Below are 24,244 nucleotides of genomic sequence, written 5' to 3' on the forward strand. Positions count from 1 at the left end.
GGAACCGTGAAGACATGATGAATCTGACTATGACCAGAAAGACCGTTTTCCTTGTGAGCCCGCTCGCCGCCGCGTTGACGATCGGCGCGGTCAGCCTGCCCGCTCATGCGGCCATTGCGCTGGATCGCACGCGTGTGATTTTCGACGGCGACCTGAAAACGGTCAGTCTCAACATCAGTAACCAGAACAAACAGTTGCCTTATCTGGCGCAGGGATGGATCGAAGACGATCGCGGCAACAAAATCCAAAACCCTTTTACCGTGCTGCCGCCGGTGCAGCGGGTGGAGCCGGGCAAACCGAGCCAGGTGAAGATCCAGTCGCTGCCGGCAGCACGTCAGCTGCCGCAGGACAGGGAGACGCTGTATTACTTCAACCTGCGCGAGATCCCGCCGCGCAGCAATAAGCCGAACACGCTGCAGATAGCGTTGCAGACGCGCATCAAAATGTTTTATCGCCCGGCGGCGCTCGCCCCGAAAAAGAACGCCGCACCGTGGCAGGAGCAGCTGACGCTGACCCGGCAGGGCGACAAGTACGTGGTGAACAACCCGACCCCTTATTACGTGACGATCGTTGAGGCGAGCGCCGGCAAGGGCGGGAAAGGGGCCGCCGGCTTTGAACCGTTGATGGTGGCGCCGAAGGCCAGCGCCCCGCTGAACGTCTCCGCCGCGAGCCTCGGTAGCGGCCCGTCGCTGGCGTACATGGTCGGCCGCAGTTGAACTTCCGCTGCGGCGGCAATGCCTGCCAGGTCGTACCGGTCGCCAAATGACGATCCGCGCGCAAGCAGGGAAGACAGAGTGAACACAGCGGAGTGAACGAATCATGCAACGAAAGATCCCCATGCTGTTGGGAAAGGCCTATGAACGTCATCAGCGACGCACTATCGGCCTGACGGTGTTGGCCGCGCTGATGGTACCGCTGACGGCAGGCACGATGCTGATGCTGATGCCGCCGGCCCGCGCGGTGGACAACTGGGACGTGGAGGGCGCGAATGGCACGCTCCACGTCTACGGCGCGTTAACGGAAAGCGCCTGCAGCCTGGAAATGACCACCGCTCGTCAGGAGGTATGGCTGGGCGAGACGGGAACGGCGCACTTCCAGCGTCCGGGCGATCGCGGCACGCCGGTGGCGTTCGAGCTGACGCTGAAAGACTGCCTGCGGGCGCCGGCGAGCAACCGCGACGCCTGGACTGGGGTTCTGGCCTGGAGCGGCAGCCAGCCTGCGGTGTCCGTCGCGTTTTCCGCGCCGACGGATGACGACGCGCCGGGTCTGGTCAGGGTGGCCGGCGTCACCGGATTGGGGTTGCAGTTGGCGGATGCCAGCGGCCTGCCGGTCCGCCTCGGCGCGCGCAACAAACCGATCTTGCTGACGCCGGGGCAAAAAACCCTGACGTATACGGTGACGCCGGTGCGCACCCCGGCGACGCTGAGCGCCGGCGCTTACCGCGCGGCGATCGATTTCCGTCTTTATTACGACTAATACGCCGCTTGCGCCTGGTAGGCGCAAGCATAACCAAAGGGAGTGGCGTCATGCGCGCGACAGAGACGAACCGGCGCCGAAGCGCGCTGCTGGGAGCCGGCATGGTCATGCTGGCCGGCATGATGGCGCAGCCGGCGGCTGCGGCGGAAAACATGCGCTTTCACGGTACGCTGGTGGCCGAGCCGTGTGTCATACAACCGGGGGATGAGGACATCCAACTGGATTTCGGCACCATCGTCGACAAATACCTGTACCTGAACACCCGCACCCACAGCCAAACCTTCGCGTTGCACCTGACTGAATGCGATCTCAGCCTGGGCAATACGGTGGCCATTACGTTTACCGGCACCGAGAACGCCAAACTGCCCGGCCTGTTGGCGCTGGATACCGGCAGCCTGGCCTCGGGGATCGGCATCGGGCTGGAGGACAGCACCGGCAAGGCGCTGCCGCTCAATCGCGCCAGCGATAAATTCCGCCTGAATGCCGGCAACACCACGCTCACGCTGCAGGCCTACGTGCAGGGGGAGCCGGAGGCCATCCAAACGAAGTCCATCGGCCGCGGCACCTTCAGCGCGGTGGCCACCTTTACGTTGGAATACGAATAAGCGTCTACAAGGACAAAAAACGCAATGATGATAAAGCCCCTCAATCGCGCCCTGCGCATGGGCCTGCTGTGCCTGTTGGCGTTGAGCGCCGCCGCCTGTCAAAACCAAGAGTCGGGCAAGCCCGCCGTGAACACCAAAAATCAGACTGTGCAAGCTCCGTCAGAAGAGGCTTTGCGCAAGCAGCGTGAGGCCGAGCAGCTGCGGCAGTGCCAGCAGCAACTGGGTGCATTGCGCACGATCGACGAGAAACAGTATCAGCGCTACAAACAGGCCTTCGACAGCCTGATGAGCGGCGCTTCGCAGTACGCCAACCTGCGCGCCAGGGTAAACGGCGACACGCAGGAGACGGTGGATGCGCTGTATCGCTACAAGGTCAACTATCTGTGCGCCGGGGTGAATCAGGCGGTGTTGACCGGCTTGGCGGATCGCGGGGAGCAGGTTAAATGAGGCTGCGCCTGCTGGGCTGTGCGGCTCTGCTGTTCACCGGCGTCGCGCAGGCGGACGACGGCGTGCCGGCGCTGCTGCAGTTTGCCGAGCAGTATCAACGGCAGAACACCGCGCCGAAGAGCGAAAACGCGGCGCCCGCCGACCGCGAGGCGGGGCAAAAAAAGCGTGAGCCGGCAAAGCGTCCGCCGGACACCCACCAGCCTGCTTCATCGGCCAAAGCTTTTACGCTGAGCCAGGAATTATTGACGCGTGACCAACAGCTGGCACGCCAGCGAATGGAACTGACGATGTTGCGCCAGGAACTTACTGCGCTGCGGGCGGAGAAAGCGGCGCCACCCGTCGCAGCGTTGCCGGACTCGTCGACGCTTCAACAGTGGATTGCCGGGCTGGGCGCTGCCTGGCGAGGTTCGCCCGACGCGCAGCGCGCCGAGGCGCTGTTGCGTCAGGCGACGCAGGAAACCGCCAAAAGCAGAACGACGGCGGCGCAGGCCGAACGGCGCGTCACCGAACTTGAGTCTGCCGCGCAGGCATCGGCACAGACGCTTGCACAACGCCAACGCGAGCACCAGGAGGCGTTGCACGCTCTGCGCGCCGCGTTGGAAGAAAGCGAGCAGAAGCGGGCCGGTGAGCAGAAGGCGACTCAGCAGGCGCGCGAAGACCTGCTGGCGTTGCGTAAGCGGCTGCTATGGGAGATGACGCCGGAGCAGTTGAAGGATGAACGGAAACGGTTGTCCTATGCGGCGGGCAGTGCGCTGGGGCGGGATATTCAGGGGTTGATGACGGAGCGTCAAAGCTGGGGGGTACCGGTGGACCGCGACAGCCTGTTGGCGGGCGTTATCGACAGCGTGGCGGGGCGTTTGCAGCTGCCGCCGGATGAACTGAATACGCTGACGGCGCAGGCGGATGCCGCCGCCGTGGCCGCGCGTGAGAAACGCGTTAACCAGCAGCGGCGGCGCGATGACGATTACCTGACGCAGTTCAGTCAACAAAAGGGCGTAAAGCAGTCGGCGATGGGCTTCTGGTATCGGGTGGATTACGCCGGGGAGGGCGCGCTGGCGCCAACGGCGGTGGTCGATGTCGTGGTGAAAGAGAAGCTGACCGACGGCACGGTGATCCAGGATATGGATCTGAGCGGCAAGGTGCTGTCGCAACCGCTGTCCGAATATCCGCCGCTGTTCCGGGAGGCGATAGGTCATCTGCACAACCACGGCTCGTTGACGATGGTCGTGCCGCCGGCGCTGGCCTACGGTGAAACCGGCTACCCGCCGAAGGTGCCGCCCAACGCCACCATGGTTTATGAATTGCGCATCGACAACAGCCAGGCGCCGGCGAAGGGCGTCCAGGCGGTTAAACGGGAAGCCGACACGGCGGGAGAACAGGGATGAACACGATGATAAAAATCGCGCTATTTGATGAGAATCGATACTTCAGCGCCGGTTGGCAAGAGGCCCTGGCGCTGCATTTCAGCACTTACGGCAAGCGCACGCTGTTAGTGGATGCGCGGCAGGTTCACGAAGCCGATTTGGTGTTCTGCTATTTTCCTCCCGGCGTGCAAAGCTGTTTTTGTCACCTCTCTGAGGCGCAGCCCGCGGGGCGTAAAACGCTGTATTTCTCGTTGCGAACGCCGGAGGGACGGCATAAACGCACCGTCGGTAACCGCTGCTCGCTGGAGACTGGCGTCATCTACCACGATATGCCGTTGGTTTCGGCGCTGTATCAGGTGAGCGCCGAGCTGGAGCGGCGCAGCAAATGGCCGGGCAGACTGAGCTGTGGCAGGAGCTGCGTATGCCAACACCGGGGCCTGACGCTGCGCGAACAAGAGATCATGCGCTGCATGACGCGGGAGATGGGAGTCACGCAAATCGCCCGGATGCTGGACATTAGCGTGAAGACGGTCAGCAATCACAAGATGAGCGTCATGCGCAAAATGGGATTCCGGCGTAATGCCGAACTTTACGGCTGGCTGCGGCACAGCGCCAGCCCCGGCGCCGTGGGGGCTCGGGCCGGCATTCAGCCGGGCGTTGCGGCAGGGAAAGAGCGGCATTGAAACGGCGCCGGCCAGATCGGAACGGCCGGCGCCTTTAGTGATTCGCCGTGGCGGTCAATTGCAGGCCACGACCTTGATCGCCAGCCCGCCCTGGGAGGTTTCGCGGTATTTGGCGTTCATGTCTTTGCCGGTCTCGTACATGGTTTCGATCACCTTATCCAGACAAACCCGCGGTTCGCTGGTCCGGCGCATCGCCATGCGTGCGGCGTTGACCGCCTTAACGGCGGAAATGGCGTTGCGTTCGATGCAGGGCACCTGAACCTGGCCGGCGAGCGGATCGCAGGTCAGCCCCAAATGGTGCTCCATGGCGATCTCCGCCGCGATGCACACCTGCGCCGGGCTGCCGCCGAGCAGCTCGGTCAACCCGGCCGCCGCCATCGAACAGGCCACGCCCACTTCCCCCTGGCAACCCACTTCGGCGCCGGAGATCGAGGCGTTCATCTTGTACAACGCGCCAATCACGCCGGACGCCAGGAAGTAGCGTGTGTAGGAGTTGGCGTTTACCGGACGGATGAACTTGTCGTAGTAGGCCAGTACCGCAGGGATAATGCCACACGCGCCGTTGGTCGGCGCGGTGACCACGCGGCCACCGGCGGCGTTCTCTTCGTTGACCGCCAGCGCGAACATGTTGATCCAATCGACCACGTTCATCGGATCGATATTGTTCTTGTCGCCGGTCACCAGAATGCGTCGCAGCGCGGCGGCGCGGCGCGGCACTTTCATCGGGCCAGGCAGCAGGCCTTCGGTGTTGATGCCGCGCTCGATACCGGCGCTCATCACCTGCCAGACGTCGGCGAAATGCGCGTCGATGTCCGCTTTGCTGCGCAGCGCCAGCTCGTTCTGCATCACCAGGCCGGACAACGACAGCCCGGTGTCTTTGCAATGCTGCTGCAGATCGTGCGCCGATTTGAACGGGTAGGGCACCGGCGTGGCGCCCTCGGCGGACTGGCCGAAGTGTTCTTCGTCGACGATGAAACCGCCGCCGATCGAGTAATAGGTTTTGCTGTGCAGCAGGCGTTCACCGGCGAAGGCACGGATGCGCATGCCGTTTTCGTGCAGCGGCAGGTTGTCGCTGTGGAAATTCATGCCGCCGTGCAGCGGAAAATCCACCTCGTGGTGGCCGTTGGCCAGCGGCAGGCGGCCGCGCTGTTCCACGTCGCGGATAAAGCCCGGGATGCTGTCGATGTCCACGTCGTGCGGCAGGTTGCCGGCCAGGCCCATGATGATGGCGATGTCGGTGTGGTGACCTTTACCGGTCAACGACAGCGAACCGTAGACGTCGACCACCACGCGGGTGGTGTCCTGCAACTGCTGGTGGGCGATCAGATCGTCGACGAACTGTTTGCCGGCCTTCATCGGGCCAACGGTGTGGGAACTGGATGGGCCGATGCCAATTTTGAAAATATCGAAAACGCTGACCATGGTCTCGCCTCCTTCTTCAGGTTTCAGGCGGTGAATACGGGAAATGGGGGAGTGCGGGAGGGCCGGCGCGCAAGCGGCGCCGGCCGGGCGTGATTAGCCGAGCAGGCTGAACACGATAGCAGAGATGGCGATCAGACCCATCACAACCACGAACACGTTGCTGATGTGGCCGCTGTACTTGCGCATGGCAGGCACTTTACGAATGGCGTACATCGGCATCAGGAACAGCAGCATGGCGATGATTGGGCCACCCAGGGTTTCGATCATGCCCAGGATGCTTGGGTTCAGGGTGGCGACGATCCAGGTGGTCACCAGCATGAAGATAGCGGTCATGCGGTTCAACTTGGCGGTGCTGACGGTTTTGCCACGGCTCTTCATCGATTTGGCAACCAGACCGTTGAAACCTTCACGAGCGCCGAGGTAGTGGCCCAGGAACGATTTGGTAATGGCGACGAAGGCGATAACCGGCGCGATGTACTCGATCATCGGGTTGTTAAAGTGGTTAGCCAGGTAAGACAGAATCGAGATGTTCTGCGCCTTGGCTTCCGCCAGGTTTTCCGGCGTCAGGCTCAGCACGCAGCTGAACACGAAGAACATCACGGTCAGCACCATCATGATGTGTGCATAAGCCAGAATGCGGGAGCATTTCTTCTCGGCGTCTGCGCCGTACTCTTCGCGTTTGGCGACGGCGAAAGCGGAGATGATCGGCGAGTGGTTAAAGGAGAACACCATTACCGGGATTGCCAGCCACAGGGTCATGATCAGGCCGTGGCCCATGCCGGTACCGCTGCCGGACAGCGACACGTTTTCGAAGATGGCGCCGGTCCAGTTAGGGATCAGGTATACCGCCAGCAGCATCAGCACCGCCACGAACGGGAAGACCAGAATGCTCATGGTTTTCACGATGGCCTGCTCACCGAAACGCACGATGGTCATTAGACCGACGATCAGGATCAGTGACAGAATGGCGCGCGGCGGCGACGTCATGCCCAACTGGTGGGTAATGAAGCTGTCGACGGTATTGGTGATCGCCACGCTGTAAACCAACAGAATCGGGTAGATGGCGAAGAAGTACAGCAGGGTAATCAGTTTACCGGCGGTGATGCCGAAATGCTCTTCCACTACAGCGGTGATGTCTTCACCGGGATTTTTGCCGGACAGCACGAAACGGCACAGGCCGCGGTGGGCAAAGAAGGTCATCGGGAAAGCGATGATGGCCATGATGATCAGAGGAATCAAACCGCCGATGCCGGCGTTGATGGGCAAGAACAGGACGCCTGCGCCGATGGCGGTGCCGTACAGGCCCAACATCCACATGGTATCCGTTTTACGCCAGGTACTGCTGGAGCCCGAGGCCGCAGAGGCAATTGTGCCGGTCTGTGTAGTGTCCATAAATATCTCCGAAGTGAACACGAATTTAAAATTAAAAGGCAAAACTTAAGGTTAAACCGTCAAACGTCCTATTCAGGCAACGCTTGCGGTAAGAATCAGGTGTTGCTTGCGGGGATGTTTTGGCGTCCCCCTGGTTGTTTATTGTGTTCATTACCAAGGCACAGCGCCGGGTAATTCACTAAAGACTTTCCACCGTCACGGGGGATAAAAGTCGTTACCGCTGCCGACAGGTCATTGCCTGTCGATTTTTGTTGGCGGCAAGATAACGATTTACAGTAGAAACAACCGTGATCCTGCTCTCAAATGCGTAATATGTGCAGTTATATGCTTTTTTATCGATTTTTCGCGCATTTGTTGCACATTTGTGTAAGATTTTGTGCTGAGAACGCTCTCATAAAATTTTCTGCGATTATGCGGCTTGTACAATAATTAGCCGGATAAAGCGCTGTGCTCAGCAGCAAGCCGAGCAATATATTTTATGCGTGGTTTTGGATCTAGCGAAAAACCCGGATTAAGCAGTTTTAGTGATGTGGATCACATTATGTTTTTAAGGTAAATTGAATTTATGTTTTTGTTTTTAATGATTTTTATTTAAAATTCATCGCTAGTAACGAAGGGAAATTACTTACGTGGTTAGCGGATAAAAATGCTTAACCATTCATCATATAAATAACAGATAGCTAACAGGTATTGGTGAGATTTGCTGCAATCGCGTAAACCGCCGTTTATTTAAACTTCCTGGCCTTTGGTACGATTTATCATATAAAAGCCATAAATAGCCGTTAATTCACCCAGCCGACCGCGTGTTTAGCCTGCGAAAAAATAATCACGCGGGTGAGCTGTTGCATTTTATTAACCTGATGTTGCGTGCGGATAAGCGAAAAACGCGAATTGATTGCGCATTATTTGTTCATTTTTGGGTGAGAAAAGAGGGATATCGAAGCGGTGCGCCGTCGGTTATGACGGCGCTGAAGGCGGATTAATAGCGGATAGCGATGGCGTTGTCGTTGAAGAATGCCAGGAAGTCGGCGGCCGGTTGGCGGTCGGTGATCACCCGATCGAATTGTGTCAGGGGGCCGATGCAGGCCGGTTTGGTTTTGCCGAATTTGCTGTGGTCTGCCACCAGGATCTTTTGCTGCGCCATCGCCATCGCGCGATGCTTCATCTCCAATTCGTCGAAGTTGAAGCAGGTGGCGCCGTGCTGCAGACTGAGGCCGGCGGCGGAGATAAAGGCGATATTCGGGCAGATATGATCGAGCTCGTTACGGCCGCTGACGCTGGAAAAGATGTAGTTGTTCGGCTTGAACTCACCGCCGCACAGGACCACTTTGCAGTTCGGTTTGTCCTGCAGCGCCAGGAAGGTGTTCAGCGAATGGCACACGGCGGTGAAGGTCAGTTCGTCGGCGATGGCGTCGATGATCGCCGGGGTGGTGGTGCCACAGTCAAAAAACACCGTGTCGTTTTCATTGATCAGCGGCGCTGCCAGCAGGCCGATGCGCCGTTTCTCCGTGACCTGTTTGGCTTTTTGATCGGAAACGAAGTAGTTGGTCACGCCGTTGCTGCGCGGATCGGTCACCACGTAGCCGCCGAGCAGCACCACGGCCGCCGGTTCGGCGCTCAGATCGCGGCGAATGGTCATCTCCGAGACCCCCAGCAGCGTGGCGGCTTCTTTCAGGTGGATCTTGTCAGCGCGTTTTAACGCCTGAACTAACCGGTTGATACGTTCTTCGCGCCGCGTTTCCATAGATCCGTCTTCCCACAGGTAGTAGAGGTAAAGGGGTGTGCCGGCATTTCCGGCGCTAAACACAACAATGCGGGGCAATATCGGGCCGCATCAGCCGCCCGTATTGTCCCGCATCGGAGTGTATGGCCATGCCCGTCAGCGCAAGCCGACGATCAGTAGCTGCCCGCCGCCGGCTGGGCGCCGGATACGATGGCGACGCCGGAGCTGGTGCCGATGCGCGTGGCGCCGGCTTTGATCATCTTCTCGGCGGTGGCGCGATCGCGCACGGCGCCGGAAGCTTTCACGCCCATTTCGCTGCCCACAGTCTCACGCATCAGTTTGACGTGCTCTTCCCGAGCGCCGCCGGTGCTGAAGCCGGTGGAGGTTTTCACGAAGGCGGCATCGAGTTCGCGACACATTTCACAAACCTGGACGATCTGCGCATCGCTGAGCAGGCAGGTTTCCAATATTACCTTCAACGGGATCGCCGCGCAAACCTCGCGCACGGCGGCGATGTCGGCTTTCACTTCGTCCAGCAGGCCGCTTTTCAACCAGCCGACGTTGATCACCATATCGATCTCTTGCGCGCCGGCGGCGATCGCCGCTTTGGCTTCAAAGGCTTTGGCAACGGTCAGGCCGGCGCCCAGCGGGAAACCGATCACCGAGCAGACTTTCACGGTGCTTTCCTGCAGCAGCTGGGCTGCCAGCGGCACGTAGCCAGAGTTGACGCACACCGCATAGAAGTTGTGCTGCTGCGCTTCTTCGCACAGCTTGGCGATCTGCAGTTCGGTGGCGTCCATCGCCAGCAGGGTGTGGTCAACGTAGCTGGCGTAATCGATGGTTTCGGTGGTCATCGCGATTCCTTAGTGAGGTTAAGACAGTAAGCGGGATGGATAATGTGAAAATAATAACATTCAGATGCCGATAAACCTAGTGATGTTTAAAAAATGTCGATCCGATCGTCGCTATCAGGCTGTTATAGGTATAACTTAAAGACGCTTCATTTGTTATTTAAATAACATTTTAGGGCTCGCGTCCTGCGCGGGCGAAACGTCGAGGGAAAAAAGATGAAAATCAACATCGATCTGGCTCCTGAAGCTTTCGGGGCGCATCGGCAGGAACTGTTCCGCAATGCGGATTTCGCGGTGAGCACGCATCGCTGCACAGAACGCGGGCCGATGCTGACGTTGGCGAATCACCGTGGCGCACTGACGGTTTTGCCGTATCAGGGCCTCACGATCTGGGACGCTGAGTTTGACGGTTATTCGCTGAAGTCGGGCCGCCGCAGCGTAAAGGGCGCCGGAAGAAAGCGCGCTGACGACGCCGCATTCTGCCCCGCCTGGCCGCATCAGGACGGTGAGCCGCTGCAGATGCAACGCGTGTGGCTCCAGCTGGCGGGCGATGAGCTGACGTTGCACGGCGAGGGGGAGCGGGCGGGTGGGCGTTGGCGCATCGGCCCGGCGCTGCGTCTGGCGGCGCAGAGCGCGCAGTTCACCATTGAGATGACGGTCACCAACCTGGCCGAGCGGCCGCAGCCGCTGCGCTATGTGTGTCATCTCAACTACGACTGCATTCCCGATGCGGTGTTCCGTCAGAACCTGCCGACGCCGGCGCTGTTGGGGGATGCGCTCGGGCAGGAACTGCTGTGCTCCGACGATCTGTCGCGCTATGTGGACCAGGCCGAGTTCTTTATGCTGGCGCCGCAAGGCCGGCGCTATGTGACGCGCTTCGCCACCGGGCAATTCAACTATGGCCTGCGGCGCATCGCCGTTCAGGGCAACAGGCGGTTGCTGGCTTTTATCCAGCCGGCGAACTGTCGCCCGAATGCGCCGGAGGAAGAGGCAGGAATGATGCTGGAGGCGGGAAAAACGCGGGCGTTTTGCGTGACCACCGGCGTGGTCTGAAATAACGGGGCGGTAACGCCCCGGTCATGTTGTGCAGTTACTCTTTCACCCAGCCACGGCGAATGGCGAAGGCGAACAGGAAACGATACAGGCGCGACAGCTTGTCGGCGAGGACATCGCCGAACAGATTCCACACCAGCTGGGCGAACAGACAGCCGACCAGGCCGAGCAGGAAACCGCCGACCATATCCAGCGGCCAGTGTACGCCGAGGTAAACGCGTGACCAGGCGATGCCGACGGCGACGATCATCAGCAGTACGCCGGACCAGACCCGGTGCCAGAACAGGAACGCCAGCGCAAAGGTAAAGATGGCGGTGCCGTGATCGCTCGGGAACGAGCTGTCCGGTGCATGTGCCAGGAAGGTATAGCCGACGCCGGCGACGAACGGGCGCTCATGCGGCAGCAGTGCGCCGATGGTAGCGGCGGCGAGCATGGCGAACAGCAGCGCGATAGTGGTTTTCGCCACCACCTGGCGCTGCGAAACCAGCTGGCTTTGCGGCCCCCACAGCCACAGGCCGACGATCAGCAGCGGCACGATGATGATCAGATCGCGTGCCAAAAAGGTGGCGAAATCGATCATCCATTCGGGAGACGCCGGGGTCGCATTGATCCAGGCGAAAAGAACATGGTTTAACTGCTCCATAACCGTTACCTCATCTTGCGGCGCCAATAGCCGCTAACCGTCCAATAAATAGCCAACTGGCTTAACCAAACCCACCAACTTGCCCACAGGTTATGGGTAAGAAAATGTGCGCCACGCATGATCTGACCAAAGCCCATCAACATGCCGAGCGCAATACCGCCGCACCAGCACCACCAGGCCAGGCGCGGACGCTGCGGATAAAACAGGAAAAACAACGCCATGATCGCGAAACCGCTCGAGGCGTGCCCGCCGGGGAAACAGCGGCCGGGGCCCGGCAGCGCCGGTACCGTGCCGAACAGCGGGAAGGACATCGCCTTGCCGCCGTACTCGATCAGATCCCACGGGCAGGAGTGCGCGCTGGTGGCCTTGAGAATGCCCACCACCAGCGGGCCGATACCAATCAGCAGCATGGTTACGATCAGACGCGCGCTGCGGCGATAGATACCCCAAAACAGCGTCAGCACCGCCCCGACGATCGCTATCTGCTTCAGCAGGCGGTGGTTGATCAGGTCCAGCCAATAATTGTTTTGCCACGGGAAATGCCCGCTGGCGGCATCGTACCAATAATTGCTGATCGCCCAGTCCAGCTGTTCGTTGCGGGAGAGCCACAGGAACACCAAACCGCTGATCAGCAGGCCAAAAACTTGCCAACGGTAAAAGGATGCCGGCAGGGAGTAAAGGGCAGTTGTCTTAATTTGCGGTGTCGTTGAGGATTGATTTAATGATGATTCTGGATTCACGCGCAGGCTCGGTGACAGGATTGAATGACGTTACTGTAATAATTCTGTCTTAAGAAAACCTTAGTCCGCCGGTAAGAAAACCCTATCTGATACACTCGCTTGTACGAAGATAATCGCTTGTTTTTCTCGTCTTAAACCTGAGGGTGTGCTGGCTAATTGCTCCAGTTAACGATTTATATTAGGCGATTGTCACTGCTGATAGCCTATTGTAAAGAAGATTAAACCCGTGGCTAGCTTGGCGGTAGTGTATTAGTTTATAGGCGGATTATTTGACAACGTGTAGGGATAAAACATGAACAAGGCATCCGTTGTATTTTCCGGCCTGCTGATGGCCGTTTCCGCCGGCGCTATGGCGGCGACCTCTGGCGATGACGCGGACATGAGCAAGCAGCCGCTGGAAAAGATCGCGCCTTACCCGAAGGCCGAGAAGGGTATGAATCGCCAGGTGATCTACCTGCCGAAGCAAGAGCACGAAGAGAACTACAAGGTAGAGCTGCTGATCGGTAAGACGCTGGTAGTGGACTGCAACCGCCATATGATTGGTGGCACGTTGGAGACCAAAACCCTGTCCGGCTGGGGTTACGACTACCTGGTGCTGGAGAAGCTGTCTGAACCGGCCTCGACCATGATGGCCTGCCCGGACAATACCAAGACCAAGAAATTCATCGCCGCCAACCTAGGCGACGCCGCGATGCAGCGTTACAACAGCCGCCTGCCGATCGTGGTGTATGCGCCGAAAGACGCGGAAGTGAAATACCGCATCTGGAAAGCCGAAGATACCGTAAGTCAGGCTGAGCAGAAGTAACCGCTGCCTGACGCCGCTCCGCTGGCCATTCCAGGTTGGCGGAGCCTTTCTCCTTCCTGTCTCCTTATCATTCCCGCATCTTTGACACTCGACTGATTGCTTTCGGACGTGGCTTTTAGCCGCAACATGGCAACGAAATACGCTCTTCACATGGGCACAGGAAGCACGCAGCTGCATGGATGGGAGAGGATGCGCGCGTATAGAAATAGAGCAAAGAAATCTTTACTGAATTGTGATAATTTTGCCCATACCCTATTTAGGCGTGACACAGAAGATAAGGATATCCAATGCGTTATCGTTCGCTAACGCTCGACGAGACCCGTAACAGCCGCACACCTGGCGAGTTGCTTGATGATGGTGCGCCTGTGCCGACCACGGAACCTTACGAGTGGGCAGGCACCGCATGAAACTGATTCATTTCTCCTCTGAACACACGGCGCCGGAAAGCTTTTCCAGGATACTTAACCCTACAGCAGCGCGGTATGAGCTGGAACGGCATTATCTGTTCGGCGGCGCAGCCGGCATATCGATAAGCAGCCGGTATCCGATTACCCGCAATACTCAATCCGGGATTGGCGTCACCGGTTATCGTGAGGACGTGGCTGTGAAGCGCAGCGTGCTCGATGAGATCAACCGGGGCGGCTTGCTGGCGATTGATCAGGAAATGGGCACCTGGACGCCGACGAAATATGCCTTTTACGTTGACGCGGAAGGCCGATTACAGCGCTACCCAGGCAGCTCTCTTCCCGCCTTTTATCCTACCGGGCGCGTGATCGCCCGCTATGAAGAAATGGTCAGCCGCTATGGCCACCGGGCAAAACCGACGGTGCTGCCGGCGAGGCAGAATACGACCCGGAATCCCCCTCTGCAACAAGCCATCGCTACCGCAGTGGCAACCGTTGCCGCCACGGTGCAGGCCATCCGTCCGCTGACCAAGGCAGAACGCTGGCAAGAACGCCAGTACCTGATAGGACGAGGCAACCGCAGCATTTACCCGGATGCGCGCATGGCGGCACAGCGCCTGGCGGAGAACAACGTCGCGGTCGAAAAGGCGAAGTTGGCTGAGAATGTCTATAAGACTACTAACCCGCTTAAGGACACGATAGACATTCCTGAAGGCTGGAAGGACATCAGTAACAATGATGGGGCGCTGGGTAAACTCGGTTTAAGCAAAGATATGCTCTATGACGATGAGGATACACCGGGTTTTCTGGCTCGGGTTTATCAGCCAGATGAAAACGTCTTTGGTAAAGCGATGAATCCGACGGTGGTGTTCCGCGGATCGCGTGCGCCCGAGTTCCCGGAGGGAATAAGCAAGGCTGCCCAGAAAGCGTTACTGAACGGCGATTTGTCAGGCATTAAAAACCTGAGTGACTGGTCAAATAACGGCGCTCAAGGGTTGGGGTTTAATTCTGAATACTATAAACAAGCCGTTATAATTGGCGATAAAATTTCGAAAGTATCAAATATTGACATTGCGGGTCATTCATTAGGAGGAGGTATGGCCTCTGCGACTTCCATAGCCAGCGGCAAACCGGCTTGGACGTTTAATGCAGCAGGCCTGAATGCGGGAACCGTCGAAAAATACGGTGGCTCTATAATAGGCAACGCCGATAATATTCAGGCGTATCGCGTGAAAGGGGAGCTGTTGACCAAGCTGCAGGAGGTTGATTTGTGGGAGGATGCCAAAGACCTCAAATTTTATCCGCCCGCAGTGATGGCGAAAGAACGGTTGTCCATGTTGGCGCCTGACGCCGTGGGAGTAAAACACACGCTTCCCGGTGGAACAGGCTCACTGCTGGACAAGCACGGTATAGGCCAGGCGATACAATGCATTGAAAATGAAAAAGACGATGACATTGCCACAATCAAGGGAAGAATATGAAAAAAATCATACTCATTATCACGATGGTAGTGTCTACGCTCATCATGCAGGGGTGCAAACAAGGTATGGATTTACAACCGCAGGATTACTTTGAAGGAAAGCAGCTGGACATCGCCAACATCATCTACGAGGGTGACAGGCAAAAGCTGGATAAGGTTTTACCGACGGTAAGCAAAGAAACGTTAAATCGGCCGGCCAAGGCGGAGATGACGTTGCTATTCTGGGCGATAAATAACGCTATCTTTGACAAGAACACGCCAGAGCGGCTCAAGATCATTACGGATCTGGTCAAGGCGGGGGCAGACCCACTGCAGCCAAGGCCGGAAGGGAGAAGTAGCCCCGCTGAATTTGTTATGAAAGCAGATAAGGGAATCTGGATAAAATCCATGTTAGATGGGGGACTCTCTCCTAATGCAAAAGATAAAATCAACAATAAGCCAATTATATTTAAAAGTATTCTTGCCAAGAATACAGAGACATTAGAGGTCATGCTGGATTATGGTGCGGATATAAATGTAAGAAATTCACTGGGTGATACGCTGCTCATCGATGCTTTAGACTATCACTCCTATGACCATGTCATTCTTCTATTAGAAAAAGGCGCCGATAGCGATATAAGAGGCAACTCGGGTTGGACGATGGGCAATCAACTTCAACGGCTGATTAATATGAGTCAGGACGGCAGTGAGGCGAAAGAGTCTCTTGAGCGCATCAGAGACGAGCTAATTAAGCGTGGCGGAAAATGGCCGCCTGCTCCTGTCAGTCAATAGGCCGTTCTCAGTATCCCAAGGGGGTAGAGGGATACTGATACGGTAATAAAGCAAAGTTGGGCCGTGGTTATGTTAAAAATGGAGATGGCATGAGGCACAGCGCTCTTATCATTATCATGTTGCTGTCAATGCTCATCATGCAGGGGTGCAAACAAGGTATGGATTTACAACCACAGGATTATTTTGAAGGGACGCAGCTGGACATCGCCAACATCATCTACGAGGGTGACAGGCAAAAGCTGGATAAGGTTTTACCGACGGTAAGCAAAGAAACGTTAAATCGACCGGCCAAGGCGGAGATGACGTTGCTATTCTGGGCGATAAACAACGCCATCTTTGACAAGAATACGCCAGAGCGGCTCAAGATCATTACGGATCTGGTTAAGGCGGGGGCAGATCCACTGCAGCCAAGACCGGAAGGGCGAAGTAGCCCGGCTGAATATGTTATGAAAGCGGATAAAGGCGTCTGGATACAGGCTATGCTTGAAGGCGGACTATCGCCTAATGCAAGGGATGAAATAAACAATCAACCAATAATTTTCAAGAGCTTTCAAGCGGTTAATACAGAGACGCTGAGTACTCTAATAGATTACAAAGTTGATGTTAATATCAAAGGTGCTATGAACAGAACGCCATTAATTAATGCGTTGTATAATAGTTGCCCAGAACACATTGAGGTTCTTTTGGCTCATGGCGCTAACCCATTAGCCAAAGATGATTTTAATGACAGCTTCCTTTCTTTGATTTCTGCGGAAATAGCCAAAGGAGACAAAAATAATTCTTATATAAAAAAATTAATTAAAATTAAAGATAATATAAATATTGTGAATTAGTCGACTCTTAGCTGGGTGAAATGACGGGGGTTTGACGTGGGTGGGTATGAGCATGAAGCACATTATTCTGATGATCACCGTGGTGCTATCTATCTGTGTGATGCAGGGATGCGAGCAAGGTAGGGAGCTACAACCACAAGATTACTTTAAAGGGAAGCAGCTGGACATCGCCACCATCATTTACGAGGGTGACAGGCAAAAGCTGGATAAGGTTTTACCGACGGTAAGCAAAGAAACGTTAAATCGGCCGGCCAAGGCGGAGATGACGTTGCTATTCTGGGCGATAAACAACGCCATCTTTGACAAGAACACGCCAGAGCGGCTCAAGATCATTACGGATTTGGTCAAGGCGGGGGCAGATCCATTACAACCTCAACCTAACACGCCAGGTAGCCCCGCTGAATTTGTTATGAAGGCGGACAAAGGCGTCTGGATACAGGCCATGCTGGAAGGTGGCCTTTCTCCAAATGCCAGAGATAAGGTTCATAATCAACCCATTATATTTGAAAGTTTTGATGCGGCGAACACAGAAACATTAAAGATGTTAATTGCATACCAAGTTGATGTTGATATCAAAGGTGCTATGAACAGAACGCCATTAATTAATGCGTTGTATAATAGTTGCCCAGAACACATTGAGGTTCTTTTGGCTCATGGCGCTAACCCATTAGCCAAAGATGATTTTAATGACAGCTTCCTTTCTTTGATTTCTGCGGAAATAGCCAAGGGAGACAAAAATAATTCTTATATAAAGAAATTAATTAAAATTAAAGAGAAAATAAACATTATGAATTAGTTGGCTCTCAGGTGGGTGAAATAATTGGCGTTTGACGTGGATGGGATGGGTATGGCATGAGGCACATTATTCTCATTATCACCGTGGTGCTATCGATTTTTGTGATGCAGGGATGCAAACAAGGTAGGGATTTACAACCACAGGATTATTTTGAAGGGAAGCAGCTGGACATCGCCAATAGCATCTACGAGGGTGACAGGCAAAAGCTGGATAAGGTATTACCGACGGTAAGCAAAGAAACGTTAAATCGGCCGGCCAAGGCGGAGATGACGTTGCTATTCTGGGCGATAAACAACGCCATCTTTGACAAGAACACGCCAGAGCGGCTCAAGATCATTACAGATTTAGTCAAGGCGGGGGCTGAGCCATTACAACCTCAGCCTAACGCACCAGGCAGCCCCGCTGAATTTGTTATGAAAGCGGATAAAGGCATCTGGATACAGGCTATGTTAGAGGGCGGACTTTCTCCAAATGCTAGGGATAAGGTTCATAATCAACCCATTATATTTAATAGTATCTTTGCAAAAAACACAGAAACATTAGAGGTCATGTTGGAGCATGGTGCTGATATAAATATAAGAAATTCACTGGGTGATACGCTGCTCATCGATGCTTTAGACTATCACTCCTATGACCACGTCATTCTTTTATTAGAAAAAGGCGCCGATAGCGATATAAGAGGCAACTCGGGTTGGACGATGGGTAATCAACTACAACGGCTGATTAATAGGAGTACGGACGGCAGTGAGGCGAAAGCGTCTCTTGAGCGCATCAAAGACGAGCTAATTAAGCGTGGTGGGAAATGGCCACCTCTCCCCGTCAGTAAATAAGCCGTCTCGCTGTATTACCGGAAACTGGGCACATGTTGTAAAGGTGTTCTTACCGCAGAGGCATTGTCCACAGACGGTCGAGTTGCGAAAGTTTGCTTGGGTTGCGCACGATAAATACCTGAGCCAGTCGGCCTTCGGCATTCAAGCTGAGACTGACAGACGCCGTAATACGGCCTTGTTCGGATAGCAAGGCGCCCGGCACGCCATTGATGAGCGCGTGTTGCCAGAGATAGGCTCGCCAAAATACGGGCAATTTACCGCCGATAAACTCGAGTACGTCACGTTTGCCGACGAGTTCAGCCAGGTTGGCGGGCACTTTGCCGCCGCCGTCCGCACTGAGCTTAACGTCTTCGGACAACAGGGTCGAAAGCGGTTCGATATCTGCCGTTTCCACCGCCGTTTTGAAAGCGATCAGCAACGCCTCCTGCCGCTCTGTGGGCTGGGTTTTACGCTCCTCTGGGCGGCCAACTTTTTCGCGCGCGCGTGACACCAGTTTACGACACGCCGTTTCTTCCCCACCTAATGTCGTGGCGAGATCCGCGTAGGGCAAGTCAAAGATGTCATGCAGCAAATAGGCTGCGCGCTCGCGGGGAGTGAGTCTTTCGAGCAACAGCATAAAGGCCGTCGACAGCGACGATGCGAGTTCCAACGTCTGCTCGGGCGTTTTGGCTACGGCGGTTTGAATGGGTTCTGGCAGCCAAATACCGACATAATCGACGCGAGCCTGCTGCGCGGCGCGCAGCAGGTCAAGACAACGACGAGTGCAGACGGTGGTCAGCCAGGCCGCAGGATTCAGAATGCTGTGGCGATCCGCATGTAACCATTTGATATAGGTATCTTGCACGGCATCTTCCGCGTCGGCCAGAGAACCTAAAATACGATAGGCGAGGCCGATCAGAAACGATCTTCTCGATTCGAACAGTGCTGCATACTTGTCGTTTTTCATATTAGTGGCCGGAAATATGAATTCTATTCCACAGATTTATCATAGTGATATTTGCGGTTAGCGCGCTGATTTCTTCCTCGGAATAGTACGCGCGCAATGCCGCACGCAGTGGGCCATACTCGGTATGGCGTTCAAGCCGCGTTAACGCTTCTGTCCAGGCAAATGCGGCGCGCTCGCGAGGCGTGAAATCATCAACGTGTTCCCATACCACCAGCCTGTCCAGACGTGCGTTGGTTTCACCGTCCTCGCGCGCTTCTTTGGTATGCATCTCGACACAGTAACCGCAGCCATTGATTTGCGAAGCGCGCAGGAGGACGAGATGGTAGATCTTGCGCTCCAGATTGTGCGCATCGATAGCGCCATGCACTTTCAGCAGCGCGGAAAAAACGTTGGCAATGGTTTGCGCATGATTGACAGGGTCGGTATTCACTAACGTAGTCATAAGAACTCCTCATTTATCGGGTTAACACATATAGATGACGAATGAGAAGAGGGATGTGTGACCGAACCACAGCAAAAATGTGCATTTTGGGGCCGTGGGCCGTTGATGTAATACGTTTTTCAGGCAACAAAAAACCCGATAATCTTGAACCTAAAAGGCGGGATTATCGGGCTCCACAAAATGGGGACATCAAAGAAAAGCAGTGGCACTAATTCAGACTGCGGCCCCCAACGAAAGTTCTGGCCGGCGACAAAAAAATCAAAATATTTTTATCGCCGATCCATCTCTCCCGCTAATCGATCAGCCGAGTATGCCCGGCCATAGCACCACGATGAGTGAACCCGCCAGCGTTAACAGCACGTTAGCGATGGCGTAGGTGCCGGCGTAACCCAGCGCCGGGATGTTGCTGCGCGCGGTATCGCTGATGATCTCCATCGCCGGCGCGCAGGTGCGGGCGCCCATGATGGCGCCGAACAGCAGGGCGCGGTTCATGCGCAGCACATAGGCGCCGAACAGGAAGCAGATAACCACCGGCACCAGGCTGACGATCAGCCCGGCGATCAGCATCTGGCCGCCGACCGCACCCAGGCTGTGGCCGATGCCGGCGCCGGCGCTCAGGCCCACGCCCGCCATAAACACCATCAGGCCGAATTCTTTCACCATGTTCAGCGCGCCCTGCGGAATGTAGCCGAAGGTCGGGTGGTTGGCGCGCAGGAAGCCGAGCATGATGCCGGACATCAGCAGGCCGGCGGCGTTGCCGATGCCGAACGAGAAGTTGCTGAACTGTATGGTGATCTGGCCGATCAAAAGGCCGATGATGAAGAAGGCGCAGAACGCCAGCAGATCGGTCACCTGGCTGTGAATCGAGATAAAGCCAATTTTCTCCGCCACGCTCTTCACCCGGCGCGCGTCGCCGCTCACCTGCAACACGTCGCCTTTGTTGAGCACGATGCTGTCGTCGATCGGCATTTCGATCTGGCTGCGGATCACGCGGTTGAGGAAGCAGCCGTGGTCGGTCAGCTTTAGCTGGCTCAGGCGTTTGTTCACCGCGTTGCTGTTCTTCACCACGATCTCTTCGGTGACGATGCGCATGTCGAGCAGATCGCGATCGAACACTTCCTTGCCGTTGCGGAAGCTCGGGTCCAGCCGCGCGTGGGCGTCCGGGTAGCCGACCAGCGAAATCTCGTCACCCACCTGCAGCACTGCGTCACCGTCCGGGTTGGCCAGAATGCCGTTGCGGCGGATGCGTTCGATGTAACAGCCGGTCTGGCGGTAGATGCCCAGTTCGCGCAGGTTCTTGCCGTCGGCCCAGGCCACCAGCTCGGGGCCGACGCGGTAGGCGCGGATCACCGGTAGGTAGACCTTGCGCTGGCTGTCGGTGTCCAGGCCGCGTTCGCGGGCGATCTGCTGGGCAGAGGTGGACAGGTCCTGGTGTTGCAGCTTCGGCAGGTAGCGCGCGCCGAAGATCAGGCTGACCAGACCGATCAGGTAGGTGAGGGCGTAGCCCAGGCTCAGATGATCCTGCGCCGCCAGCAGCGCCGGGCCGTTGACGATGGTGTTGCGTAGCGTGTCGCCGGCGCCCACCAGCACCGGCGTGGAGGTCATCGAGCCGGCCAACATGCCGGCGGTCAGGCCGATATCCCAGTGGAACAGCTTGCCGAGACCGACGGCGAGCACCATCGCCGAGCCGACCATCACCAACGCCAGCATCAGGTAGTTTTTGCCGTCGCGGAAGAAAATCGAGAAAAAGTTGGGCCCGGCTTCTACGCCGACGCAGAAAATAAACAGCATGAAGCCGAGATTCAGCGCCTCGGTGTTAATGGCGAAGTGTTGCTGGCCGAGCAGCAGGGAAACCACCAAAACGCCAATGGAATTACCGAGTTGGACGGAGCCCAGACGGAGTTTACCGAGGCACAGCCCCAGTGCGAGTACCACGAACAGTAACAGAATGTAGTTACCGTTTAACAAACTAGCGACGTTTATGTTCACGGAGGATAACTTATTGTTTACCAGTAAGTGCTTGATATAGATAACTATAAGAGATAAATTCAGCCTTAAAACGACGTCATAAATCACCACCAGCAGAAAGCGAAGCGAACCATCGTTCGGCGGCGTTCATTCTAGACGCTATGACCGATGACAGCCAGCACAGAAAGCTGATTTCCTGCGCCGCCGTGCGCATTTAACTCTCTTTTGACCAAGGAAAAAATTCGGTTCAGCGTCACCTCACGGGTGGCCGGACCGATTTCTATTGATGCGGTAATTGGGCGGGGGAGAATTCGCATGACGAGTTATCGATATTGGCTGGGCATTCTCAGCTGTTTTCTGTTGTTCAGCCTGGTGTTTCTCGGCCAGCAAACCGGCCTGTTCGGCAGCACGGATCATGAGCACCACGGGGAAACCGGCCTGCTGCTGTTCGTGGTCCCCGGTGCGATCGCCAGCTATCTGTCGAGCCGCAAGCGGCTGCTTTGCCCGTTGCTTGGCGCGCTGTATGCGCTGCCGCTGTGCCTGCTGATCCGCCACTTCTGGCTGACGCCGTCCTATTCGTTCTGGCAGGAGTTGGCTTATGCCACCAGCGCGGTGTTCTGGTGCGTGTTCGGCGCGATGCTGATGCTGTTCGCCCTCGGCCTGTTGCAGACGCTGCAGCAGCTGCACCGGCGGCAGCGGCAATAAAAAAAGGCGCGTTAAGCGCCTTTTTTGTCGTTCAAAAACTTACTGGAACAGGTTCAGGTGTTCTTTGGCGTAAGCTTCGAAATCGGTGCAACCGCCGATGTGCTTCTCATCCAGGAAGATCTGCGGCACGGTTTCAACCGGTTTACCGACGGTTTTTTCCAGATCGGCCTTGGTGATGCCTTCCGCGTGGATGTCAACGTAACGGAAGTTGAAATCGTCGCGTTCTTCAGTCAGTTTTTCCGCCAGTTCTTTAGCGCGGACACAATAAGGACAGCCAGGACGCCCGAAGATTACTGCAAACATGCAACGCTCCTTAATTGGATTTTCAATAAATGGTTCGCTATTGCAACGACATCCCGTCACCGAAAAAGTCATTACCTGCGTCAGATGGCGCCTACTATGCCCGTTGAGGCCATGAAAAAAAAGCAGGAATTACCTGTTAATCTGATTCATGTAACCAATTAGTCAGCCGGGGCTGTCGCCGTCGGCGGGAATTCACTACACTGGGGGCAGACCTTCTGGAGAAGAAAAATATGCGTTCATTCGGTGACTTACCACGCCCGGTGCTGGTGTTGGAAGGGCTGGGTATCGTGATGTTGGTGCTGGCCTACCTCAGCATTCACGGCCACCTGCAGCTGCCTGGCTGGCTGGCATCGCAGCAGGCGGCGGTCGGCATGATTTTCCTCGGCGTGGCGTTGATGGTGCCGGCGGCGGCATTTCTGGTGTGGCGCGTGGTGCAGGGCTTTGGCCCGCTGATGCGCGGCGGGTTGCCGCCGGAAAACGATCGCCGCAAACCGCGAGATGCGGATGCATCGAAAGATAATCAGGACCGCGATCCGCGCGCCTGAGTGCCGCGGCCGCTAACCCGCCTGCCGGGCAGGCGTTGGCTTTTGGGGTGACGAGTGAAAATTGCCATTCTTTCTCGCGACGGAACGCTCTATTCATGCAAGCGGCTGCGTGAAGCGGCGGAAGATCGCGGGCACAGCATCGATATCATCGATCCGCTTTCCTGTTATATGAACATCAACCCGGCGGCGCCGACCATTCACTATCGCGGCCGCCAGCTGGAACGCTATGACGCGGTGATCCCGCGCATCGGCTCCGCCATCACCTTTTACGGCACCGCGGTGCTGCGCCAGTTCGAGCTGCTTGGCAGCTACCCGCTCAACGAATCCGTGGCCATTACCCGAGCTCGCGATAAGCTGCGTTCGCTGCAACTGCTGGCGCGGCAGGGCATCGATCTGCCGATCACCGGCTTTGCCCATTCGCCGGACGACACTGGCGACCTGATCGAGCTGGTCGGCGGCGCGCCGCTGGTGGTCAAGCTGGTGGAAGGCACGCAGGGTATCGGGGTGGTGCTGGCGGAAACCCGCCAGGCGGCGGAAAGCGTGATCGACGCCTTTCGCGGGTTGAATGCCCATATCCTGGTGCAGGAATACGTGCGCGAGGCGCAGGGGCGCGACGTGCGCTGCCTGGTGGTGGGCGGCCGGGTGGTGGCCGCCATCGAGCGGCAGGCGAAGCCCGACGAGTTTCGCTCCAACCTGCATCGCGGCGGCACCGCCCGCAAAGTGACCATCACCGCCAGGGAGCGGGCGATTGCGGTCAAAGCGGCGAACACGCTGGGGCTGGACGTCGCCGGGGTGGATATCCTGCGCGCCGAGCGCGGCCCGCTGGTGATGGAGGTCAACGCGTCGCCGGGGCTGGAAGGGGTGGAGACCACCACCGGGTTGGACATTGCCGGCATGATGATCGAATACATCGAGCAGCGCGGCCGGCCGGGGTTCCGCCTGAAATCGGGCGGCTGACGGTACGCGCGTTGCGCTTTTCCCGCCGAGCAATATCTTAATTAGTGAATTAAGCCGCAT

General features: G+C 56.6%; 25 protein-coding genes and 1 pseudogene. 16 read left to right on the plus strand and 10 right to left on the minus strand.

Features of this window, described 5'->3' with window-relative positions; translation table 11 throughout:
- Positions 1–14: 14 nt before the first annotated feature.
- The 6 genes and pseudogenes from ACJ8J5_RS09590 to ACJ8J5_RS09615 all read left to right on the plus strand — a co-directional run bounded on the left by ACJ8J5_RS09590 (position 15) and on the right by ACJ8J5_RS09615 (position 4,575).
- A pseudogene (locus ACJ8J5_RS09590) lies at positions 15–766 on the plus strand (fimbria/pilus periplasmic chaperone).
- Positions 767–837: 71 nt separating this feature from the next.
- A complete protein-coding gene (locus tag ACJ8J5_RS09595) occupies positions 838–1,476 on the plus strand; it encodes a fimbrial protein (RefSeq protein WP_414104645.1) in 639 nt (212 codons plus the stop codon).
- A gap of 50 nt (positions 1,477–1,526) precedes the next feature.
- Positions 1,527–2,081, plus strand: a complete 555-nt coding sequence (locus ACJ8J5_RS09600) for a fimbrial protein (RefSeq protein WP_049205924.1) — start codon at positions 1,527–1,529, stop codon at positions 2,079–2,081.
- Positions 2,082–2,105: 24 nt separating this feature from the next.
- Positions 2,106–2,528: a hypothetical protein gene (locus ACJ8J5_RS09605; protein WP_197781468.1), complete on the plus strand. Its 423-nt coding sequence runs from the start codon at positions 2,106–2,108 to the stop codon at positions 2,526–2,528.
- Positions 2,525–3,913 (plus strand): FKBP-type peptidyl-prolyl cis-trans isomerase N-terminal domain-containing protein, encoded by a 1,389-nt coding sequence (locus ACJ8J5_RS09610; protein WP_414104573.1) that lies wholly within the window; start codon positions 2,525–2,527, stop codon positions 3,911–3,913. The genes ACJ8J5_RS09605 and ACJ8J5_RS09610 overlap by 4 nt, the downstream gene beginning before the upstream one ends.
- On the plus strand, positions 3,910–4,575 hold the full coding sequence (locus ACJ8J5_RS09615; RefSeq protein ID WP_414104574.1) for a response regulator transcription factor: 666 nt from the start codon (positions 3,910–3,912) through the stop codon (positions 4,573–4,575). Before ACJ8J5_RS09610 ends, ACJ8J5_RS09615 begins: the two co-directional genes overlap by 4 nt.
- Positions 4,576–4,629: 54 nt before the next feature.
- Here ACJ8J5_RS09615 and ACJ8J5_RS09620 read toward each other — a convergent pair whose 3' ends face one another.
- From ACJ8J5_RS09620 to deoC, 4 genes are all read right to left on the minus strand, one after another.
- Positions 4,630–5,997, minus strand: a complete 1,368-nt coding sequence (locus ACJ8J5_RS09620) for an L-serine ammonia-lyase (protein ID WP_025302221.1) — start codon at positions 5,995–5,997, stop codon at positions 4,630–4,632.
- A 93-nt stretch (positions 5,998–6,090) separates the two neighbouring features.
- Positions 6,091–7,389: an HAAAP family serine/threonine permease gene (locus ACJ8J5_RS09625; protein ID WP_004938697.1), complete on the minus strand. Its 1,299-nt coding sequence runs from the start codon at positions 7,387–7,389 to the stop codon at positions 6,091–6,093.
- Between the two features lie 979 nt (positions 7,390–8,368).
- Positions 8,369–9,133 (minus strand): DNA-binding transcriptional repressor DeoR, encoded by a 765-nt coding sequence (gene deoR, locus ACJ8J5_RS09630; RefSeq protein WP_414104575.1) that lies wholly within the window; start codon positions 9,131–9,133, stop codon positions 8,369–8,371.
- A 152-nt stretch (positions 9,134–9,285) separates the two neighbouring features.
- Positions 9,286–9,966, minus strand: coding sequence for a deoxyribose-phosphate aldolase (gene deoC / locus ACJ8J5_RS09635; protein ID WP_414104576.1), 681 nt, complete (start codon positions 9,964–9,966; stop codon positions 9,286–9,288).
- A gap of 213 nt (positions 9,967–10,179) precedes the next feature.
- Here deoC and ACJ8J5_RS09640 point away from each other — a divergent pair, with 213 nt between their 5' ends.
- Positions 10,180–11,016 (plus strand): hypothetical protein, encoded by an 837-nt coding sequence (locus ACJ8J5_RS09640; protein ID WP_414104577.1) that lies wholly within the window; start codon positions 10,180–10,182, stop codon positions 11,014–11,016.
- 37 nt (positions 11,017–11,053) lie between these two features.
- Here ACJ8J5_RS09640 and ybjG read toward each other — a convergent pair whose 3' ends face one another.
- Entirely contained in the window at positions 11,054–11,659 is a 606-nt protein-coding gene (gene ybjG, locus ACJ8J5_RS09645; protein ID WP_406903467.1) for an undecaprenyl-diphosphate phosphatase, read from the minus strand.
- A 5-nt stretch (positions 11,660–11,664) separates the two neighbouring features.
- Positions 11,665–12,399: a phosphatase PAP2 family protein gene (locus ACJ8J5_RS09650; RefSeq protein ID WP_406903468.1), complete on the minus strand. Its 735-nt coding sequence runs from the start codon at positions 12,397–12,399 to the stop codon at positions 11,665–11,667.
- Between the two features lie 292 nt (positions 12,400–12,691).
- Between ACJ8J5_RS09650 and eco the strand changes: the two genes are divergently transcribed.
- From eco to ACJ8J5_RS09680, 6 genes are all read left to right on the plus strand, one after another.
- Positions 12,692–13,204, plus strand: a complete 513-nt coding sequence (eco, locus tag ACJ8J5_RS09655; protein ID WP_414104578.1) for a serine protease inhibitor ecotin — start codon at positions 12,692–12,694, stop codon at positions 13,202–13,204.
- A 403-nt stretch (positions 13,205–13,607) separates the two neighbouring features.
- The gene (locus ACJ8J5_RS09660; RefSeq protein WP_197835873.1) at positions 13,608–15,089 is read left to right on the plus strand and encodes a phospholipase; all 1,482 of its coding nucleotides are present in this window, start codon (positions 13,608–13,610) and stop codon (positions 15,087–15,089) included.
- Positions 15,086–15,859 (plus strand): ankyrin repeat domain-containing protein, encoded by a 774-nt coding sequence (locus ACJ8J5_RS09665; RefSeq protein WP_173889566.1) that lies wholly within the window; start codon positions 15,086–15,088, stop codon positions 15,857–15,859. Before ACJ8J5_RS09660 ends, ACJ8J5_RS09665 begins: the two co-directional genes overlap by 4 nt.
- 89 nt (positions 15,860–15,948) lie before the next feature.
- Positions 15,949–16,692 carry an ankyrin repeat domain-containing protein gene (locus ACJ8J5_RS09670; RefSeq protein ID WP_414104579.1) on the plus strand — a complete coding sequence of 248 codons (744 nt, stop codon included), beginning with the start codon at positions 15,949–15,951 and terminating at the stop codon, positions 16,690–16,692.
- Between the two features lie 52 nt (positions 16,693–16,744).
- Positions 16,745–17,488, plus strand: coding sequence for an ankyrin repeat domain-containing protein (locus ACJ8J5_RS09675; RefSeq protein ID WP_414104580.1), 744 nt, complete (start codon positions 16,745–16,747; stop codon positions 17,486–17,488).
- A gap of 56 nt (positions 17,489–17,544) precedes the next feature.
- Positions 17,545–18,318: an ankyrin repeat domain-containing protein gene (locus ACJ8J5_RS09680; protein ID WP_060447500.1), complete on the plus strand. Its 774-nt coding sequence runs from the start codon at positions 17,545–17,547 to the stop codon at positions 18,316–18,318.
- A gap of 49 nt (positions 18,319–18,367) precedes the next feature.
- Here the strand turns inward: ACJ8J5_RS09680 and sigJ are convergent, their stop codons facing one another.
- The 3 genes from sigJ to ACJ8J5_RS09695 form a co-directional block, all read right to left on the minus strand.
- Entirely contained in the window at positions 18,368–19,264 is an 897-nt protein-coding gene (gene sigJ / locus ACJ8J5_RS09685; protein WP_060447498.1) for an RNA polymerase sigma factor SigJ, read from the minus strand.
- Between the two features lies 1 nt (position 19,265).
- Positions 19,266–19,706: a carboxymuconolactone decarboxylase family protein gene (locus tag ACJ8J5_RS09690; RefSeq protein ID WP_060432778.1), complete on the minus strand. Its 441-nt coding sequence runs from the start codon at positions 19,704–19,706 to the stop codon at positions 19,266–19,268.
- A 300-nt stretch (positions 19,707–20,006) separates the two neighbouring features.
- On the minus strand, positions 20,007–21,695 hold the full coding sequence (locus ACJ8J5_RS09695; protein ID WP_043137785.1) for an aspartate:alanine antiporter: 1,689 nt from the start codon (positions 21,693–21,695) through the stop codon (positions 20,007–20,009).
- A 294-nt stretch (positions 21,696–21,989) separates the two neighbouring features.
- On the opposite strand from ACJ8J5_RS09695, the gene ACJ8J5_RS09700 reads away from it, so the two are divergent.
- A complete protein-coding gene (locus ACJ8J5_RS09700) occupies positions 21,990–22,379 on the plus strand; it encodes an inner membrane protein YbjM (RefSeq protein WP_025302232.1) in 390 nt (129 codons plus the stop codon).
- Positions 22,380–22,418: 39 nt separating this feature from the next.
- Here ACJ8J5_RS09700 and ACJ8J5_RS09705 read toward each other — a convergent pair whose 3' ends face one another.
- Complete coding sequence (locus ACJ8J5_RS09705) at positions 22,419–22,682, minus strand: GrxA family glutaredoxin (RefSeq protein ID WP_004938676.1); 264 nt, start codon at positions 22,680–22,682, stop codon at positions 22,419–22,421.
- Between the two features lie 230 nt (positions 22,683–22,912).
- Between ACJ8J5_RS09705 and ACJ8J5_RS09710 the strand changes: the two genes are divergently transcribed.
- Positions 22,913–23,227, plus strand: coding sequence for a YbjC family protein (locus tag ACJ8J5_RS09710; protein ID WP_025302233.1), 315 nt, complete (start codon positions 22,913–22,915; stop codon positions 23,225–23,227).
- A 54-nt stretch (positions 23,228–23,281) separates the two neighbouring features.
- A complete protein-coding gene (gene rimK / locus ACJ8J5_RS09715) occupies positions 23,282–24,184 on the plus strand; it encodes a 30S ribosomal protein S6--L-glutamate ligase (RefSeq protein ID WP_334273931.1) in 903 nt (300 codons plus the stop codon).
- Positions 24,185–24,244 lie beyond the last annotated feature (60 nt).

The sequence above is a fragment of the Serratia sp. CY43202 genome (assembly GCF_052168755.1).
GTDB lineage: Bacteria > Pseudomonadota > Gammaproteobacteria > Enterobacterales > Enterobacteriaceae > Serratia > Serratia bockelmannii.